The sequence below is a fragment of the Flavobacterium collinsii genome, from assembly GCF_946903285.1.
Classification (GTDB): domain Bacteria; phylum Bacteroidota; class Bacteroidia; order Flavobacteriales; family Flavobacteriaceae; genus Flavobacterium; species Flavobacterium collinsii.
In genome coordinates, this window is record NZ_OX336425.1 from 1,598,885 (window position 1) to 1,617,583 (window position 18,699).

The 18,699-nt window shown below is 35.5% G+C and carries 15 protein-coding genes and 1 riboswitch; of the genes, 14 read left to right on the top strand and 1 reads right to left on the bottom strand.

The window, feature by feature from the left end:
- Positions 1–17 precede the first annotated feature (17 nt).
- From OGZ34_RS07185 to OGZ34_RS07230, 10 genes are all read left to right on the top strand, one after another.
- Entirely contained in the window at positions 18–2,864 is a 2,847-nt protein-coding gene (locus OGZ34_RS07185) for a TonB-dependent receptor plug domain-containing protein (protein ID WP_263362594.1), read from the top strand.
- A 410-nt stretch (positions 2,865–3,274) separates the two neighbouring features.
- Positions 3,275–3,463: a hypothetical protein gene (locus OGZ34_RS07190; RefSeq protein ID WP_173966535.1), complete on the top strand. Its 189-nt coding sequence runs from the start codon at positions 3,275–3,277 to the stop codon at positions 3,461–3,463.
- Between the two features lie 68 nt (positions 3,464–3,531).
- Complete coding sequence (locus OGZ34_RS07195; protein ID WP_263362595.1) at positions 3,532–4,836, top strand: O-acetylhomoserine aminocarboxypropyltransferase/cysteine synthase family protein; 1,305 nt, start codon at positions 3,532–3,534, stop codon at positions 4,834–4,836.
- Positions 4,837–5,015: 179 nt separating this feature from the next.
- Entirely contained in the window at positions 5,016–6,104 is a 1,089-nt protein-coding gene (locus OGZ34_RS07200) for a homoserine dehydrogenase family protein (RefSeq protein WP_173966533.1), read from the top strand.
- Between the two features lie 602 nt (positions 6,105–6,706).
- The gene (locus OGZ34_RS07205; RefSeq protein WP_026110069.1) at positions 6,707–6,907 is read left to right on the top strand and encodes a hypothetical protein; all 201 of its coding nucleotides are present in this window, start codon (positions 6,707–6,709) and stop codon (positions 6,905–6,907) included.
- Positions 6,908–7,095: 188 nt separating this feature from the next.
- A riboswitch (SAM riboswitch) is annotated at positions 7,096–7,204 on the top strand.
- 77 nt (positions 7,205–7,281) lie between these two features.
- Positions 7,282–8,265 (top strand): alpha/beta fold hydrolase, encoded by a 984-nt coding sequence (locus OGZ34_RS07210; protein WP_246253239.1) that lies wholly within the window; start codon positions 7,282–7,284, stop codon positions 8,263–8,265.
- A gap of 1 nt (position 8,266) precedes the next feature.
- A complete protein-coding gene (gene thrA, locus OGZ34_RS07215; protein WP_173966531.1) occupies positions 8,267–10,681 on the top strand; it encodes a bifunctional aspartate kinase/homoserine dehydrogenase I in 2,415 nt (804 codons plus the stop codon).
- Between the two features lie 225 nt (positions 10,682–10,906).
- Positions 10,907–11,335: an OsmC family protein gene (locus OGZ34_RS07220; RefSeq protein ID WP_173966530.1), complete on the top strand. Its 429-nt coding sequence runs from the start codon at positions 10,907–10,909 to the stop codon at positions 11,333–11,335.
- Between the two features lie 327 nt (positions 11,336–11,662).
- Entirely contained in the window at positions 11,663–12,835 is a 1,173-nt protein-coding gene (locus OGZ34_RS07225; RefSeq protein WP_263362596.1) for a trans-sulfuration enzyme family protein, read from the top strand.
- Between the two features lie 244 nt (positions 12,836–13,079).
- The gene (locus OGZ34_RS07230; protein WP_008466594.1) at positions 13,080–13,490 is read left to right on the top strand and encodes an RrF2 family transcriptional regulator; all 411 of its coding nucleotides are present in this window, start codon (positions 13,080–13,082) and stop codon (positions 13,488–13,490) included.
- 106 nt (positions 13,491–13,596) lie between these two features.
- On the opposite strand, the gene OGZ34_RS07235 is transcribed toward OGZ34_RS07230, so the two are convergent.
- Positions 13,597–14,379 carry a sulfite exporter TauE/SafE family protein gene (locus OGZ34_RS07235; protein ID WP_263362597.1) on the bottom strand — a complete coding sequence of 261 codons (783 nt, stop codon included), beginning with the start codon at positions 14,377–14,379 and terminating at the stop codon, positions 13,597–13,599.
- Between the two features lie 311 nt (positions 14,380–14,690).
- On the opposite strand from OGZ34_RS07235, the gene OGZ34_RS07240 reads away from it, so the two are divergent.
- The 4 genes from OGZ34_RS07240 (at position 14,691) to OGZ34_RS07255 (ending at position 18,681) form a co-directional block, all read left to right on the top strand.
- Complete coding sequence (locus OGZ34_RS07240) at positions 14,691–15,593, top strand: sulfite exporter TauE/SafE family protein (RefSeq protein ID WP_263362598.1); 903 nt, start codon at positions 14,691–14,693, stop codon at positions 15,591–15,593.
- 27 nt (positions 15,594–15,620) lie between these two features.
- Positions 15,621–16,331, top strand: coding sequence for a phosphoadenylyl-sulfate reductase (locus OGZ34_RS07245; RefSeq protein ID WP_263362599.1), 711 nt, complete (start codon positions 15,621–15,623; stop codon positions 16,329–16,331).
- 103 nt (positions 16,332–16,434) lie between these two features.
- Positions 16,435–17,334: a sulfate adenylyltransferase subunit CysD gene (cysD, locus tag OGZ34_RS07250; RefSeq protein ID WP_263362600.1), complete on the top strand. Its 900-nt coding sequence runs from the start codon at positions 16,435–16,437 to the stop codon at positions 17,332–17,334.
- Positions 17,335–17,436: 102 nt separating this feature from the next.
- Positions 17,437–18,681, top strand: coding sequence for a sulfate adenylyltransferase subunit 1 (locus tag OGZ34_RS07255; RefSeq protein ID WP_173966525.1), 1,245 nt, complete (start codon positions 17,437–17,439; stop codon positions 18,679–18,681).
- Positions 18,682–18,699 lie beyond the last annotated feature (18 nt).

Here is an 18,699-nt window from a genome sequence, read left to right on the forward strand (position 1 = left end):
AAAACCAGAAAAAAGTAATGAAAAAGAATGTAGTAGTAGCTTTAAGTCTTTTGACCTTTTCGGGCATTTATGCGCAGGAGAATAAAAAAGAACAGGACAGTTTAAAAAATAATGAATTGACCGAAGTGACCATTGTAGGGTCACGCAGCAAAAACAGAGTAAAAACAGATGTACCGGTTCCGGTTGACGTTTTTAATATTTCAGAAATAACAAAAGGAGCACCACAAACCAGTGTAACCCAAATTTTAAATTATGTGGCACCTTCTTTTACCAGTAATGCAACTTCCACCGCAGATGCAACAGACCATGTTGACCCTGCGCAGCTAAGAGGTTTAGGGCCGGATCAGGTTTTGATTTTGGTAAATGGAAAACGAAGACATACAAGCTCGTTAGTCAACATTAACGGTTCACCGGGAAGAGGGTCTGTAGGAACAGATTTAAATGCCATACCTTCATTTGCTATTGAAAGAATCGAGGTTTTGCGTGATGGTGCAGCGGCTCAGTATGGTTCGGATGCGATTGCGGGAGTTATTAATATCGTATTGAAAAAGAATGCCAATTATCTTTCAGGAGATATACAATATGGTACCAACTTATCTTCGGGATCGAATAATTTTAAAGGAGGAGCTGATGGTCAGAATTTACAAGTTGATTTGAATTACGGAACCTCTTTGGGTAAAGCAGGGAGTTTCCTTAATGTTACCGGTAGCGCTGTGACCAGACAAGCAACAAGCCGCGCAGGAATTAGAAGCAACGCAATTTTTAATGCCTACAATGCTGTCGAGAACAGAGCAGCTCAGAACGGTGTGAACATTAATTCATTTTTTAGTAATATTAATAATACCCCAAATTCAGCGCAAATTTTGAATTCGCTGAAACAGTATGCACCACAGGTGGGTTACTTTACACCGGCACAGCAAAATGCAATTGCTTCGGCAGGTACTATTGCGCAAATGCAAACTGCTTTGAATTTTGATGTAACCAACAATGAGTTGGCGTACAGAGGTCAGGAAAGAAGCGACTATAATATGAGTGTAGGTCAGTCTGAATTAGCATCTGGACAATTATATTACAATACAAAGTATCCGTTAACAGAAACAACATCTCTATATTCATTTGGAGGTTTGTCTTATAGAAATGGTAGATCGTATGCTTTTAATAGGCTTCCAAACGGTTCAGGAACTTTTACGCAGGTATATCAAAACGGATTTTTACCAGAAATAGAATCTTCGATCTTAGATGCTTCTGCAGCGGTTGGAGCTACTACAGAATTATTTGGTTTTGATACAGATATCAGTACAAACCTTGGAACAAACTCTTTTAAATATGATGTGAACAATACTATTAATGCTACTTTGGGAACAAATTCGGCTTCAAGTTTTTATGCCGGTAAAGTTTCGTTTTTGCAAAGTACAACCAACTTGGATTTAAGTAAAAAGTACGATGTTTTAAATGGACTAAACGTTGCCTTTGGTGGAGAATTCAGATATGAAAAGTATCAGATTCAACAAGGAGAAGAAGCTTCTTACGGACTGTATGATACCAACGGAAATTTGGTTCCGGGAATTTTACCAAGCAATTCACCTTTAATAGTAACCGACTTTTTTGGGAATAAGCGTGGAGCCGGAGCACAAGGATTTTCGGGGTTTCAGCCTTCAGATGCTAAAGTTAAAGACAGAAAAAGTGGCGCAGCTTATGTAGATTTAGAATTAAATGCAACAGAAAACTGGCTTCTAAACGGAGCAGCACGTTACGAGAACTATTCTGATTTTGGAAGTACAGTTACCTTTAAACTGGCGTCTCTTTTGAAATTAACAGACAATATCAACTGGAGGATTTCAGGACAAACAGGTTTTAGAGCCCCTTCCTTACAGCAAAAATATTTCGAAAGCAGTTCAACTCAGTTCATAAACGGTTCTCCTTATCAGGTGGGTTACTTTACAAACGATTCACAAGCGGCCAAAAGTATTGGAGTTGAAAACTTAAAAGCGGAGAGATCAAAAAGTATCAGTACTGGATTTACATTCAAAATTCCTGAAGCAAACATTACCATTGCAACAGATGCTTATTTTACCAGAATCGATGACAGAGTGGTGCTTACAGGACAGTATGCCAGGCCAACAGATGCACAGATAAATGGAGCAACATCACCGGAGCAAAAAGATGCTCTAACCTTATTTCAACAGGCATTTGACTTAAAAGGTGTGGAAAGAGCTTCGTTCTGGACAAACGGAATCAACTCCGAGACCAAAGGTATTGATGTTGTAATTTCGCATAAATACAATGTTATTCCGGATTTCACGATCAGAAATGATTTTGCATTGAGCTACAATACCACCAAAAGAGTTGGAGAATTAAATGTTCCTCAATCCATTATCAATGCAGGTGGAGAGCCTTTTAAATATTCATTCTTTCCGGAGTCAAGCCGAATTTATTTAGAAGAAGCCATTCCAAAATTGAAAGCCAATTTGATGACTACCTTTAGTATCAAAAAACTGGACATTTATTTGAGAAACAGTTATTTCGGAGCGGTGACAGACCCGGGAGCGACTGATGTAAATTTAGACGGATCATCTTCTGTTTACGAACATCCTGAATACAGCGCTAAGCTGGTTACCGATTTGTCTTTTGGATATCAGATTAACGAGAAATTCAGATTCACAGTTGGTTTTAATAATATAGGTGATGTTTATCCGGACCGTAACAATCCTGCAACGCCTGCCTTTACTAATACAACGCCAACATTGTCGCCTGCGCCAAGTACAGATTTAAGCAACGCCAATCAGTTTGCTTATTCCAGAGCAGTATCACAATTTGGATTGAACGGGAGATTTGGTTTTGCCAGATTGAGCTTTAAATTCTAAATAACATAATATTGGCCACAGTTTATAAGAGTTAAAATGATTGTAAGATGAATTCAAATCTGTTTAATCAATATAATCTGTGGCTTTTTTTTCAGCGTAAGACCTGTATTCACAAGGGGTAATAAAATTTTTACATTAAATATTACTATTTAATTTGGTAGTTCAGAAAATACTTATTACATTTACTCTATAGAATTAGTCGAATTAAAAAAAGACAATAATTTTAAATCAAATAGAAATGAAAACAATAGCAAATAGTATGATGATGTGTTGTGAGATGATGCAAATGTGCATCCCAAATTGCTATTACCAAAAGTGAAAGAGTGAATCTTTGTTATAGTTAGAACTATAAGCCCTTTTGGTCGCCATCCGAAAGGGCTTTTTTTAATTCTGAAACTAAAACGAATATCATGAAAACACTACATATTATATTAAGAGAGATTTTATACCGATTGAAAACAGATTTTAAACGATTTGCAGGTATAGTTAAGAACAAAAGAGAGAATGCAGTTAAAATAAAAGGAGAGTTGTATTCGAGTGAATCAAATTCCCTGCTCTTTCAAATGTATTTACACGAAGAAGAAGATCTTTTTATATGAGATAAAAAACGACTTAAGAAATCAATAATAAACCAAAAGCTATTAACAATATCTAAAACTAAGAAATCATGAGCACACAAAAATTTGCCACAAACGCACTACACGCAGGACACGATGTTACTAAAAATGCAGGAACCAGAGCAGTTCCAATTTATCAGACATCATCGTATGTTTTTAACAACTCAGATCACGCAGCCAATTTGTTTGGTCTTGCTGAAGCTGGATTTATTTACACCCGATTAAATAACCCTACAAATGATGTTTTGGAACAACGTCTTGCGGCACTTGAAGGTGGAATTGGGGCAGTAGTTACAGCCTCAGGAGCCTCTGCAATTTCCACATCTTTATTAACTTTACTAAAAGCAGGAGATCATATTGTGGCTTCTAATAGTTTGTACGGAGGAACGTATAATTTATTGAGTGTAACTTTACCGCGTTTAGGGATCACAACTACCTTTGTAGATCCTTCAAGACCCGAAAATTTCACTAAAGCTGCCAAAGAAAACACACGGGCATTTTTTGTTGAATCTTTAGGAAACCCAAAATTAGATGTGCTTGATCTGAAAGCGATTGCAGTGGAGGCTAAAAAATTTAAAGTTCCTTTTATTGTAGACAATACAGTAGCTACTCCTTATTTATTAAATCCGATTGCTTACGGAGCAGACATTGTCATTCACTCCCTTACCAAATATATTTCAGGAAACGGAACCTCATTAGGAGGAGCCATTATCGACGCCGGAACGTTTGACTGGGCGAATGGTAAATTTCCTGAGTTCACAGAACCTTCACCGGGATATCACGGCTTAGTGTATCACGAAGCTTTAGGAAATGCCGCTTTCATTGCTAAAGCCAGAATCGAAGGATTACGTGATTTTGGAGCAGCTTTGAGTCCGTTTAATGCTTTCCAGATCATTCAGGGACTAGAGACTTTACCAATTCGAATTCAAAAACACAGCGAAAATGCTTTGGCTTTGGCTTCCTGGTTAGAAAAACAGGAAGAAGTAGCCTGGGTGAACTATCCGGGTTTAAAAAACAATAAATATTATGACCTGTCACAGCAGTACTTGCCAAAAGGGCAAAGTGGTGTTGTTACCTTTGGGTTAAAAGGAGGTTTTGAAGCCGCCAAAAAAGTGGTAGATGAAACCAAACTTTTCTCGCTTCTGGCCAACATTGGTGATACAAAGTCATTAATCATTCATCCGGCAAGTACAACGCACCAGCAATTGTCTGATGCCGAACAATTAGAAACGGGAGTTTCAAAAGATCTGGTTCGACTTTCCGTTGGATTGGAAGATATAGAAGATTTAATTGCTGACTTGCAAACTGTTTTTGCAAGCGTGACCGAGTCACAACACAGCATTAATAAAAACTAGGTTTTTTTGTTTTTTGTTTGAAAAATTGCCTTTAGCAGCGTGAGTTCTGCTAGAGGTGATTTTTTATAAAAAGCAAATCAGTATAAAAGTTTTAAACCTTATAGGTGTTGAGGTTTAATGTAGAGTGCTACAGTGTGCTTAAAATAGTTATAAGGTTTAAAAAATTAAAAAGTAAAATTATGTCAAAGCTTAAAATAAATATCATCCTTTTTGGAATTGGAAATATAGGGAGTACTTTGATCAATCAAATTATTGAAAGTCAGGAGTTTTTTCTCAAAAGTAAGAATATCGATTTTCACTTTCCGATTATCACCAATTCAACTGTAGCTTTTTTCGAGAAAGAAGGTGTAGGATATGCTTGGGAAACCAATTTTCTGGAATTGGCCGTTCCTTTTAAGGTTCAGGATATTATTGAATTTGCCAAAGAAAATGAATTTGAAAATTTAATCGCTGTAGATGCTACGGCGAGCGATGAGTTAATACATCATTATAATACATTGATCGAAAACGGATTTAATATTGTAGCGGTAAATAAAAAAGCCAACACATTGCCGATTGATTTATACAAAGAGATCAGGTCAAACCTTAAAAAGTACGACAAAGAGTTTTTGTATGAAACCTCAGTAGATACCGGATTCCCGGTTTTACAAACTTTGAGAGACTTGTATTATTCAGGCGAAAAAATCACAAAGATTCGTGGTGTTTTTTCAGATAATCTGAGTTATGTTTTTAATCGCTTTGCTGCCGAAGAAACAACCTTCTCTTCTTTATTAAAAGATGCGAGTTTACTCGGTTTAATGCGTTCCACCTTTAAAGAAGATTTATCCGGAAATGATACAGCCAGAAAATTACTGATTCTCACGAGAGAAATTGGAAAAGATTTTGAGCTGTCAGATATAAAAATTAATTCCCTTATTAATGAAGAGCATCTGGAGCAAAACGGCATTCTGAATAAAGAAGCGCTCGACAGATCGTTTAAAATTGCTAAGATTAGTCAGGCAGATGATCATGTACTGCGATATGTGGGAGAATTTGATGTTGTGAAAAACACATTAGAAGTCAAACTGGTTTCAGAACCCATTACTTCAGCAATAGGTCAGTTGAAAGGATCAGATACCATTTTCGAAATTTATACACAATCGTATGCAGCTGTTCCAATTGTGATTCAAAGTGCTTCGGCCTGTAAGCAAGCCATTTCAAGGGGTGTAATTACAGATATTTTAAAAGTAGCCGAAAAGATCAAAAATAAAGAAGCAGTCTGGTTGTAAGTGGTTTCGAAATACTAGTAAGTTGTTCTTTGATATAATGAAACAGGAAAGTTTTTAAGTTATTTTTTGTAAGATTTATCTTTTAAATAGTGATATGTTAATTTTGTAAGATGTTTTTTAACCTAAAAAGGTCGCTTTTTAACGTTTTTTGGGATTAATTTATTGAGTCTCACTTGCATAATTGATAAAATATTCGCAAATTTGTAGGACTTCAAAACTAAAGAAGAAATAATTTAGTATTCTGAATGAAAGTTACATCGATTGAGGCAAAAGTTTTGTACTCTGTTGATTAAAAGAAGAGTAAATTAGAAATATTTCTAAAGTTTAAAGAAGTTTATTAAAATAGAAAAAATGCAAGAATTTTTTAAAATAGTAATTAAGTCCCAGATGAATAAGTCCCTACAGATGAACAAGATGTTTAACGTCGCACGTATTTGTGTATGCGTCTGTTGATACTAAAAGTATATATAAGTTGTAAAAAACTTGAACCCTTTTGGTATTAAAAACCCAAAAGGGTTTTTTTATTCCATTTGGTTACGATAACAAAGAAATAAACATAAAATAAAGATAATAACACGCAAACTAACATAAACTTAAATGTCATGAGCACAATAAACTACCTAACAAAGACTTTTTCAACATTGAAAAACATTAGAGCTAAAAGAAACAATGCACCACCAACAAATGAATTGACCGATTCAAGATTCGGGGTGACTGAAACAAATAAAAAAGCGGAGAAGAAAAATCCGGATTCATTATTATTTTTGATGTATTCAAAAGAGAATGAAACGCTTTTTATTTAAATCTAAAAGCATCATAAAATAGAGGGAAACCTGCTTAATTTTACTGGGCAAATTGTTCGGTAATTTTTTGCGTACACTAGTTTTTGTTTGAATTATGTTTAAGAAATTGAGGAATCAGTTTCGATAAAATTTGTTTGTTTGAGAAATTAGTAGTTAATTTGCACCTTTAAGTTCAAAAACGTATTGAAATGTTATAAAGAAAGGACGAGGGATTAGACCCGATGAATCCTTAGCAACCCTTCGTTAATTCGAAGAAGGTGCTGCATTCTACCACGCCCAAACGTGGAAAGATAACAACAAGAAATTTTCTGGTTTCACTCTAGACTTTCTTTCTAATATTTCCACATACAAATCAAAATTAAAAAGATTTGAAATTGGAAAATATACCAAGTCCCATTATAATTCAGGAATTCATCACCGAAAGTGGTGTGTCCTACTCATCATTACCTTTAAGTTTTACACTTTCCGGTTTACCATTGTATAGTGCGCCTATTGTTCTCGTTAACCATGCTTTGACAGGGAATGCAGAGGTCACCGGAGCAAACGGCTGGTGGAATGACCTTATTGGGGAAGAGAAAACAATCGATACCCATAAATTTACCGTACTGGCTTTTAATGTGCCCGGAAACGGAAATGATTCCTTTATCATCGAAAACTATCAGGATTTCACTACCAGAGATATTGCCCGCATTTTTATTAAAGGTCTGGAGCTTTTAAATATTCACCAACTACATACCATTATCGGAGGTTCTGTTGGTGGTGGCATCGCCTGGGAAATTCTTGCATTAGAACCCCATATTACTCAAAACCTGATTCCCATTGCAACAGATTGGAAGTCGACCGACTGGATGATCGCAAATTGCTATTTACAAGAGCAAATTTTGAACAATTCTTCAAAACCTATTGAAGATGCCAGAATTCATGCTATGTTGTGTTACAGGTCTCCTGAATCATTCAAAGAGAAATTTCAACGTACCATCAATGCCAACCGTCCTGTTTTTAATATAGAAAGCTGGCTGGCGCATCATGGTGAAAAACTACAGAAAAGATATCAATTGGCTTCGTATAAATTGATGAACCAATTGCTTAAAACCATAGACATCACCAGAAACAGAGAGGATTTTGAGACTTTGTTATCTAAAACAGACGCTGCGATTCACATTATCGGAATCAATTCGGATTTGTTTTTTATACCCAAAGAAAATCGGGAAACTTTTAAGGAATTAAAAAAGTTCAAAGACAATGTTTCTTACAGCGAAATAGATTCGGTTCACGGACATGACGCTTTTTTAATCGAGTACAAACAATTAGATCATTTACTTGCCGATATTTTTAAGGCAGAAACAATAGAAAAATAAAATGAAAATATTAAAATTTGGCGGTAAATCGTTATCAAACGGAGAAGGACTTAATAAAGTAGTTTCAATTATTACGGATAAAGTACAGCAGAATGAAAAAATAGCTGTTGTGGTTTCGGCCCGCGGAAATGCAACAGACGAGTTAGAATACATTTTAAAAATTGCTGCGAAAAATGGGGATTATAAACCATTATTTGAGAATTTTAAAGCGTATCAGATTTCAGATTATCCTCAGGTTGATTTGTCGGAAGAATTTAATGTACTCGATAAACTTTTTGAAGGAGTAAGTCTTATTGGGGATTACAGCAATAAAATTAAAGATCAGATTTTATCAAAAGGAGAATTACTTTCGGCTAAATTGCTGACTGCCATTTTAATTGGAAAAGGAGTTCCTGCAAATTTTGTAGATTCAAGAGAATTGTTGAAAACCGATTCTAAATTTGGTGATGCACAGCCTTTGGAACAGCTTTCTAAGAAAAATGTGATCAATTATTTTAAAGAACACAACGGTTCAACGGTTAACATCGTGACCGGTTTTATTGGATCTAACAATAACAACGATACAACAACTTTAGGAAGAAACGGGAGTAATTATACCGCATCGCTAATTGCGAATTATCTAAATGCCGAAGAATTGCAAAATTTTACGCATGTTGACGGAATTTACACAGCAAATCCTGATCTGGTTGCCGATGCTAAAAAGATCGAATTCCTGTCGTTTAATGAGGCGAATGAATTAGCCAATTTTGGCGCTACCATTTTACATGCGAAAACAATCATTCCATTACTGGAAAAAAATATCCCGCTTCGTATTTTAAATACCTTTAATCATGAAAATCGCGGGACTTTGATTACTTCAGACTCTGCTAAAGAAGGAATTAAAACACTCTCTGTTTTAGAGAATGTATCTTTGGTGAATCTGGAAGGCCGCGGCTTACTTGGAAAAGCAGGTGTGGATGCCCGAATTTTTAAAGTAATGGGCGATCACAACATCAGTGTGAGTATTATTTCGCAAGGTTCTTCAGAGCGAGGCATTGGTCTTGTGGTGGCGACCGACAAAGCTACATTAGCGATGGTTGAATTAGAAAAAGAATTCGAAAATGACTTCTATTCTAAAGATGTAAATCAAATCACGGTAACCGATAATGTTTCGGTAATTTCGATTATCGGTCAGGATTTGAGTACTTTTCATAAACCCTACACAGCATTAATCAAAAATAAAATTGTTCCGATTTTGTTCAATAACACCGTTACGGGTAAAAACGTGAGTTTGGTTGTTAAAAAATCAGAACTACATAAAGCCTTAAACGTAATTCACGGTGAGATTTTCGGAGTTTCCAAAAAAATCAATATTGCCATTATTGGTCATGGATTAGTGGGAGGAACCTTAATCAACCAGATTTTAGAATCGACTGACGCTATCGAGAAAAGAAAAGATGTGAGACTGAATGTTTTTGCAATCGCTAATTCCAAAAAAGTACTTTTAGATAAAAACGGAGTAAGTTCGAACTGGAAAACAGACATTGAAAAGGAAGGACTTGCCTATACCATTCAGGATATTATTGCTTATGCGAATCAACATCATTTAGAAAACCTGATTGCGATTGATAATACAGCCAGTGCAAAATTTGTGGAGAATTATATTCCGTTGGTTGAGAGTAGTTTTGATTTGATTTCTTCTAATAAAGTAGCCAATACACTGAGTTATGGTTTTTATAAAGAATTGAGAAAATCTTTAGCCGAAAACCAGAAGAATTATTTGTACGAAACCAATGTTGGTGCAGGATTACCATTAATCGATACGATTAAATTATTGCACCTTTCAGGAGAAAACATCACAAAGATAAAAGGAGTATTTTCCGGTACATTGAGTTATTTATTCAATAATTTTTCTGCGAAAGACGTTCCGTTTAGTGAGATTTTACAGGAAGCGATTGATAACGGATACACAGAACCGGATCCTCGTGAGGATTTATGCGGAAATGATGTGGGAAGAAAATTATTGATCTTGGCAAGAGAATTGGACTTGCAGAACGAGTTTGAAGAAATCTCGATTCAGAACTTAATTCCGGAGCATTTGCGTGAAGGTAACGTTGGAGATTTCTTAACGAAATTGAAAGAGTTCGATCCGATTTATGAAAAAATAAAAGCCGATCAAAAGCCGAATCACGTGTTAAGATATATTGGTGAATTGTCTGGAGACTTGCAAAACGATAAAGGAATCTTAGAAGTAAAACTAGTTTCGGTGCCTTCTGACACTGCCTTAGGCGGATTAAAAGGATCTGATTCTTTCTTTGAAATTTATACAGAGTCTTACGGAGACCGTCCAATCGTAATCCAGGGAGCCGGTGCAGGTTCTGCGGTAACAGCGAGAGGAGTGTTTGGTGATATTTTGAGATTATCAGATAAAGGGTAAGGAATTTGAGATTGTAGATTGTAGATTTGAGATTGCAGATTTATAGGTCCAGTTTGTCATTTCGACCGAAGGGAGAAATCACACAAGGAACTCCGCAACGAAACATTCTAATCTTTGTCAACAATCTAATGTGATTTACTTCGTCTGTTCGCTATCGCTCGAGTCTCCTTACGTCGAAGTGACAAGATTATAAAGAATAAAAAGTAAAAAAAAAATAACAACACAATGAAAGTAACTTTGAACAGAGTAAATGACGCGTTTCATTTTAAACTTAAAAACGAACGTGGTCATGTAGTGGATGTTGACAGCAGAGCCGAATTTGGCGGAAGCGATTTAGGTGCAAGCCCAATGGAACTTGTATTAATGGGTGTTGCGGGATGCAGTGCCATTGATATGATTTCGATCTTAAAAAAACAACGTCAGGAGATCACTTCTTTTAATGCTGAGGTAGAAGGAGAGCGTGTACAGGTTGGTGAAGCGAAGCCTTTTAAAGAAATCAATGTGGTTTTTTATTTAGAAGGAGATGTTAACCCTGAAAAAGCACAACGGGCAGCCCAGCTTTCTTTTGAGAAATATTGCTCGGTTTCTAAAACAATTGAGCCTACCGCTACCGTAAAATATAAGGTAGTCCTGAACAACGAAGAATTAAAGTAATTGGATAATGTCAATTTGAGAATTGGATAATTTTTTGACCACTTTTATACAATGAAAATTCACATTAAACTTCTGGCGAAACGCTTTGTTTTGCTTTGCGAATCTTTGTGAAATTTTATAAAAGAAAGCGAATTTGTGCTAATCAGTGTAATTCGTGTTTTAGTCAATTTGAGAATTAGATAATTTTTTGATTTTTAATCACACCATGAAAATTCACATTAAATTCTAGGTGATGCACTGCATTTTGCTTTGTGAATCTTTGTGAAATTTTATAAAAAAGCGAATTTGTGCTAATTAGTGCAATTTGTGTTAAACAAAAATAAAAAAATGAACACAGAAGAATTTGGTTTTGAAACCCAAGCCATCAGAACACAATTAGAAAGAAGTCAGTATTTAGAGCATTCGGTGCCATTATACTTATCGTCAAGTTTTGTATTTGAAGATGCCGAAGACATGAGAGCTTCTTTTACTGAAGAAAAAGAAAGAAATATTTACAGCCGTTTTAGCAATCCGAACACAACGGAATTTGTTGATAAAATCTGTAAAATGGAAGGTGCCGAAGCGGGTTATGCTTTTGCAACCGGAATGGCAGCAGTATATTCTACTTTTGCAGCGTTATTAAATTCAGGAGATCATATCGTGTCAGCGAGCAGTGTTTTTGGTTCGACACACGCTTTATTTATGACTTATTTTCCGAAATGGAACATCGAAACCTCTTATTTTGATATTACTAAGCCGGAAACAATCGAAGGATTCATTAAACCAAATACAAAAATTTTATACGCAGAGTCGCCTACAAATCCGGGTGTTGATGTAATCGATTTACAATTGTTGGGAGATCTTGCCAAAAAACACAATCTGATTTTAATTATCGATAACTGTTTTGCGACACCTTATCTTCAGCAGCCTATAAAATTTGGAGCGCATTTAGTTGTGCATTCAGCAACTAAATTGATCGATGGTCAGGGTAGAGTTTTAGGAGGAGTTACGGTTGGAAGTGAAGATTTAATCAGACAAATTTATTTGTTCTCCAGAAATACAGGTCCTGCTTTGTCTCCGTTTAATGCATGGATTTTGTCAAAAAGCTTAGAGACATTGGCAATTCGTGTTGAAAAGCACTGTGAAAATGCTTTAAAAGTAGCGGAGTTTTTAGAAGGACACCCAAATGTAAAAAGCATCAAATATCCGTTCCTGAAATCACATCCGCAATATGAGATTGTCAAAAAGCAAATGAAATTGGGGGGGAATATTATTGCCTTTGAAATTAAAGGCGGAATTGAAGCCGGAAGAAAATTTTTAGATAAAATAAAACTGTGTTCCCTATCGGCAAATATTGGCGATACGAGATCGATTGTGACGCATCCTGCTTCAACAACACATAGTAAGTTGTCTGAAGAAGATCAGCTAGCGGTTGGAATAACTCAGGGATTAGTACGTGTTTCAGTAGGTTTGGAAACGGTAGAAGATGTAATTGCCGATTTAAAACAGGCGCTTTCTTAAAATAATTTTAGATTTGAACCAGGAATTGATTTTAAATAAATAACGATTTTTGACTCATAATAAATGCAGTTGAAAATCGTTTTTTATTTGGCTTTGTTTAAACTATATCAATTTAGTAGAATTTAAAATTTTGTTCTATTACTATTCTCATTTAAAAAGTTTATTTTTGTGGCAGAAAAACAAGACGATTGTTGTTTTAGGTCAGAGGCCTAAAATTGGCAATAGCGATTAAAATATATAAAAAGTGCTTTCAAAGAAAACAAAATACGGAATTAAAGCTTTAACTTATTTGGCCAGACGTGAAAATAATGAGCCGGTACAAATTGCAGAAATTGCGAAAAGTGAACATATTTCAATTAAGTTTTTAGAAAGTATTTTGCTGCTGCTTAGAAACTCAGGTTTTTTAGGAGCTAAAAAAGGAAAGGGTGGTGGTTACTATCTGATAAAAGACCCCAAAGACATCAGTATGGCTAAAGTCTATCGTATTCTGGAAGGACCTATTGCATTGCTGCCTTGTGCAAGTCATAACTTTTATGAAAGGTGCGACGATTGTGATGATGAATCAACCTGTGCTGCACGAAGATTAATGACTGAGGTTAGAGATAATACCCTAAAAATTCTTGAAAGTAACTCGTTGGCGGATATTGCATTTTAATTAGATCTTTCATTCAGAATTCATATAAAAGACCATTTCATTAAAAATATTGAAATGGTCTTTTTATTTTAGGTTCAGATTCTATTTTTGAAAGCCTGTAATTAATTTAAAAGATCAATTTATAACCGGCCAGGAAAAGCATCACTGCAATGGCATTTCTAAGAAATAAATCAGGTACTTTACCGCTAAGCATACTTCCGATAAAAATTCCCGGGAGCGATCCTAGTAATAATTGTCCCAATAAAATAAGATCTAAATTTCCCATTGAGGCATGTCCGATTCCAGCAACCAGTGTTAGAGGTACCGCGTGTGCGATTTCGGTACCAACCAAACGTGGAGTGGGTAAGAGCGGATATAAGAAAAACAAAGTAACGGTACCTAATGCACCAGCTCCAATTGATGTCAAGGTTACGGTTGATCCCAATAAAATTCCAATTCCAACAGTGAGCATATTTTGCGTATGACTTTCGCTGTGAAACTTATCTCCCGCATGTTTTTGTGAAAATACCAATAGTTTTTTCTTGAATAGAATGGCAATAGAAGTAAATAGTAGTGCCCATCCTAAACTGTATTTGATGACGGCATTTATGGTAGTAATGTCAGTTTTGATGCTATTCAGGATCCATAAAGTCAGTAAAGCGGCAGGAACGCTACCCAGAGTGAGCCAGCCTGTAATAGACCAATTGATATTGCCTTTTTTATGGTGTACAAAAACGCCTCCCATTTTGGTAAAAGCGGCATATAATAAATCGGTACCAACCGCTGTTGTTGGAGGGATGCCAAACCATAATAAAATTGGAGTCATCAAAGAGCCGCCTCCAACACCCGTTAAACCCACGACAAAACCTACAACTAAACCTGCAATTACAAGACCTATTTGAAAATCCATGAATAAAAATTTGAGGTAAAAATAACAACATTTTTATAATTATCCTATAGATATGGTAGACTTTAAAAAGTGTATTTCAAGAATAATAAGTTTTTTCGAGCTATAGTGTTGAAATACAGTATAATGAGTTTTTTTATTTGTAAAGATGATTTGTTAATACCTTTGTGTAGTCCTCTCAATTAACCTTATGCTAAATAGCCCTATAAAAATATTAAATATTGTTTTGATATTTAGAAATAAGTAGTAATTTTGCCATTCAATCTACTAAGCCGATAGGGTAATAGATTTTTAAAATAAAACAAACCATTAGAATGGAAAAAGAGCTAAAAATAAATACCGTAGAAGTTAAGTCTGATGCCGCAATAAAAGAAAGATTGTGGGTTTTAGTACCGGCCATTTTGCTGATAGGTTTGTTGACAACGTTGATTTACAATCACCATGCTGAATTTTCATGGAATGCGTTTATTGATGGTTTCAATCAGGAGTTTTTAGTGTTTTTTGCCATTGGAGTTTTTGCACAATTGGTTGACGGGACTTTAGGAATGGGTTATGGAGCAACTTCTACATCCTTTTTATTAGCGTACGGAGTTCCGCCAGTGATTAGCAGTACTGCGGTTCACGTGTCTGAAATGTTTACTACGGGAGCATCGGCACTTTCTCATCACCGATTTGGAAATATCAATAAAAAACTGGTCAAACATTTATTGATTCCGGGAGTTTTAGGTTCAATAATGGGAGCTTATTTATTGGCGGATGTTATTAATGGTGATATTATAAAGCCTTTTATTGCAGTTTATATGATTGTTCTGGCTATTATAATTATTAGAAAAGCTTTAGTTAAAAAGATCATTAAAAAGAAAACTAAAAAATTAGGATTTCTGGCCATTTTTGGAGGTTTTATGGATTCAGTTGGAGGCGGAGGCTGGGGGCCGATTGTGACTTCAACATTATTAGGAAGAGGAAGAAACCCAAGATATACTATAGGTTCCGTAAATGCAGCTGAATTTGCAATTTCATTCGCAAGTGGTATAACTTTCATGCTTTTTGGAGGAATTCACGGTTGGCAGGTTATTATAGGTTTGATTTTGGGAGGTGTAATCGCAGCGCCATTAGGAGCTTATCTTTTAAATAAAATCAGAAGAAAGCCAATGATGATTGCAGTTGGGATTTTAATAATACTATTGAGTTTAAAAACATTATCTAAATTATTGTAATATTTTTTAGAAGGAAAGAAAGAGAATATGAGTGCGACTATTATACAATCATTATTAGATAAAACGAAAGACTTTTCACTGGATGAAACCTTAGTTTTCTTAGCGGGTGAATATCCCGGAAAAGTGATTTTTTCTACATCTTTTGGACAGGAAGATCAGGTTATCACTGATTTTATTGCAAAAAGTAATCAGGATATAACCATTTTTACATTAGATACCGGAAGGTTGTTTCAGGAAACGTATGATGTTTTTCATAAAACATTAAAAAAGTACAAAAAGCCGATCGAGGTTTATTTTCCAGAAGCATCAGCAGTAGAGAATTTACTAAAACATAAAGGTCCAAACAGCTTTTATGATTCAGTTGAGAACAGAAAAGAATGCTGTTTCATTCGAAAAGTAGTTCCGCTACGAAAAGCTTTAGCAGGAAATTCTGTTTGGATTACAGGTTTAAGAGCAGAGCAATCCGAGAATAGAAACGATTTGCAATTGTTTGAGTACGATGGAGGCTTTGAGATTATAAAGTTCAATCCATTACTAAAATGGACTTTAGAAGAGGTTGAGGTTTATTTATCAGAAAACAATGTTCCTCAAAATGCTTTACACAAGCAGGGGTTTGTAAGCATCGGATGCGCACCCTGTACGAGAGCAATTTTTCCAGGGGAAGACATCAGAGCCGGAAGATGGTGGTGGGAATCAAGTCATAAAGAATGTGGTTTGCATGGTGCTAAGAAAGATTAGAGAGGATAGAAACAAGAGTATAGAGTAAAGAATAATAGTAGAAAGTTTTAGGAAACTCACAATAAACAACAACCTGAAACTTTAAACTTGAAACAAAAAAACAATGAGTTCAGTATTAAAAACAAACGCTTTAGAGAGCGAAGCAATATACATTTTCAGAGAAGTAATTTCACAGTTTGATAAACCGGTTTTGCTTTTTTCTGGAGGAAAAGATTCGATAACATTAGTGCGTTTGGCACAAAAAGCATTTTTCCCTGCCAAAATCCCGTTTCCTCTTTTGCATGTAGATACCGGACATAATTTTCCGGAGACTATTGCTTTCAGAGACAAATTGGTAGAAGAATTAGGATTGGAATTAATCGTACGTAATGTTCAGGATGCTATTGATGAAGGAAAAGTGGTTGAAGAAACGGGTAAATATTCCAGTAGAAATAGTTTACAGACCATCACACTTTTAGATGCAATTGAAGAATTTAAGTTTGATGCCTGTATTGGTGGAGCGCGTCGTGATGAAGAGAAGGCAAGAGCAAAAGAGCGTATTTTTTCAGTTCGTGACGATTTTGGTCAATGGGATGAAAAAAACCAACGTCCGGAATTATTTGACATTTTGAACGGAAAAATAGAGAATGGTCAAAACGTTCGTGTTTTCCCAATTTCAAATTGGACAGAATTAGATGTATGGAGTTATATCGAGAAAGAACATATCGAAATTCCATCTATTTATTTCTCACATAAAAGAAAAGTTTTTTTGAGAGACGGTTTGATCTGGTCACATTCTCCTTTTGTGTACCAGGAAGAAGACGAACAAATCGAAGAAAGAATTGTTCGCTTCAGAACCGTTGGAGATATGAGCTGTACAGCAGCTGTTGAATCTTATGCAGCAACGATTGAGGAAGTAGTTGGAGAAATCAGAACTTCTACAATTTCAGAAAGAGGGGCAAGAATTGATGACAAACGTTCTGAAGCTGCAATGGAAAAGAGAAAACAACAGGGATATTTTTAATTGATAATTAAAAAGTAGAATCAAGAAAACAAAAAACATACAGATTTATAAGTTTCGAGAGAACATGAAACCTGAAACTTTAAACCTGAAACAATATATAAGATGGAAGTTTTAAAAATAGCAACAGCAGGAAGTGTAGATGATGGAAAAAGTACTTTGATTGGAAGATTATTGTATGACACAAAATCATTGACTACAGATAAAATCGAAGCGATCGAGAAAAGCAGCAAGCAAAAAGGATACGATTATCTTGATTTTTCACTGGCAACTGACGGATTAGTGGCGGAGAGAGAACAAGGAATCACAATTGATGTGGCGCACATTTATTTCTCGACTGCAAAGAAAAGTTACATTATTGCCGATACTCCGGGGCACGTAGAATATACCAGAAACATGGTAACAGGAGCTTCGACTTCTCAAGTGTCGATCATCTTAATTGATGCCAGAAAAGGAGTAATCGAGCAAACATACCGTCATTTTTTCATCAATAATTTATTGAGAGTAAAAGAGGTAATTGTTGCGATCAACAAAATGGATTTAGTGGATTATTCAGAGGAAGTTTTCAATAAAATCAAAGCTGATTTCCAGGCTTTAAATGCTAAGAGTACTTTCAAAGAACAAAACGTAAGTTACATTCCGCTTAGTGCCATCAACGGAGGGAATGTTGTGGACAAATCAGAAAACATGAAGTGGTACGATGGACAAACGGTGTTGGAGCATTTAGAAGGATTACATTCTTCAGATGTTTTTGAAGCAGGAAAAGCACGTTTTCCGGTTCAGACCGTAATTCGTCCAAAAACAGAAGAATACCATGATTTTAGAGGTTATGCCGGAAAATTATACGGAAACTCTATAAAAGTAGGAGACGCTGTAACAGTACTGCCTTCATTGACAGAGTCAAAAGTTTCAAAAATTCACTTTTTCGACAAACAATTTGATGAAGCCGTTGCAGGCTCTTCGATCACAATCGAACTAGAAAATGATATCAATGTGACAAGAGGTGATATGATTGTAAAATCGTCAGAACTTCCAAAAATTGAAAAAGAAATCACTACAACGGTATGCTGGATGGACAGTAAAAAACTGGTTCCGGGGACAAAATATATCGTTCAGCACAACACCAATTCGGTTTTGGCAAAAGTAGAAAGTATCAAAAATACCATCTCAACGGATTATTCCGGAACAAAAGAAGCTTCACAATTAGCCATCAACGAAATTGGAGAAGTAAACATCAAATTAAGCAAGCCTTTATATTTTGATGCCTATAACGATAATAAATCAAACGGCGCATTTATCTTAATTGATACTGCAACAAATACAACGGCAGGAGTAGGATTCATCAGGTAAACCTGCTATAAGCAATTT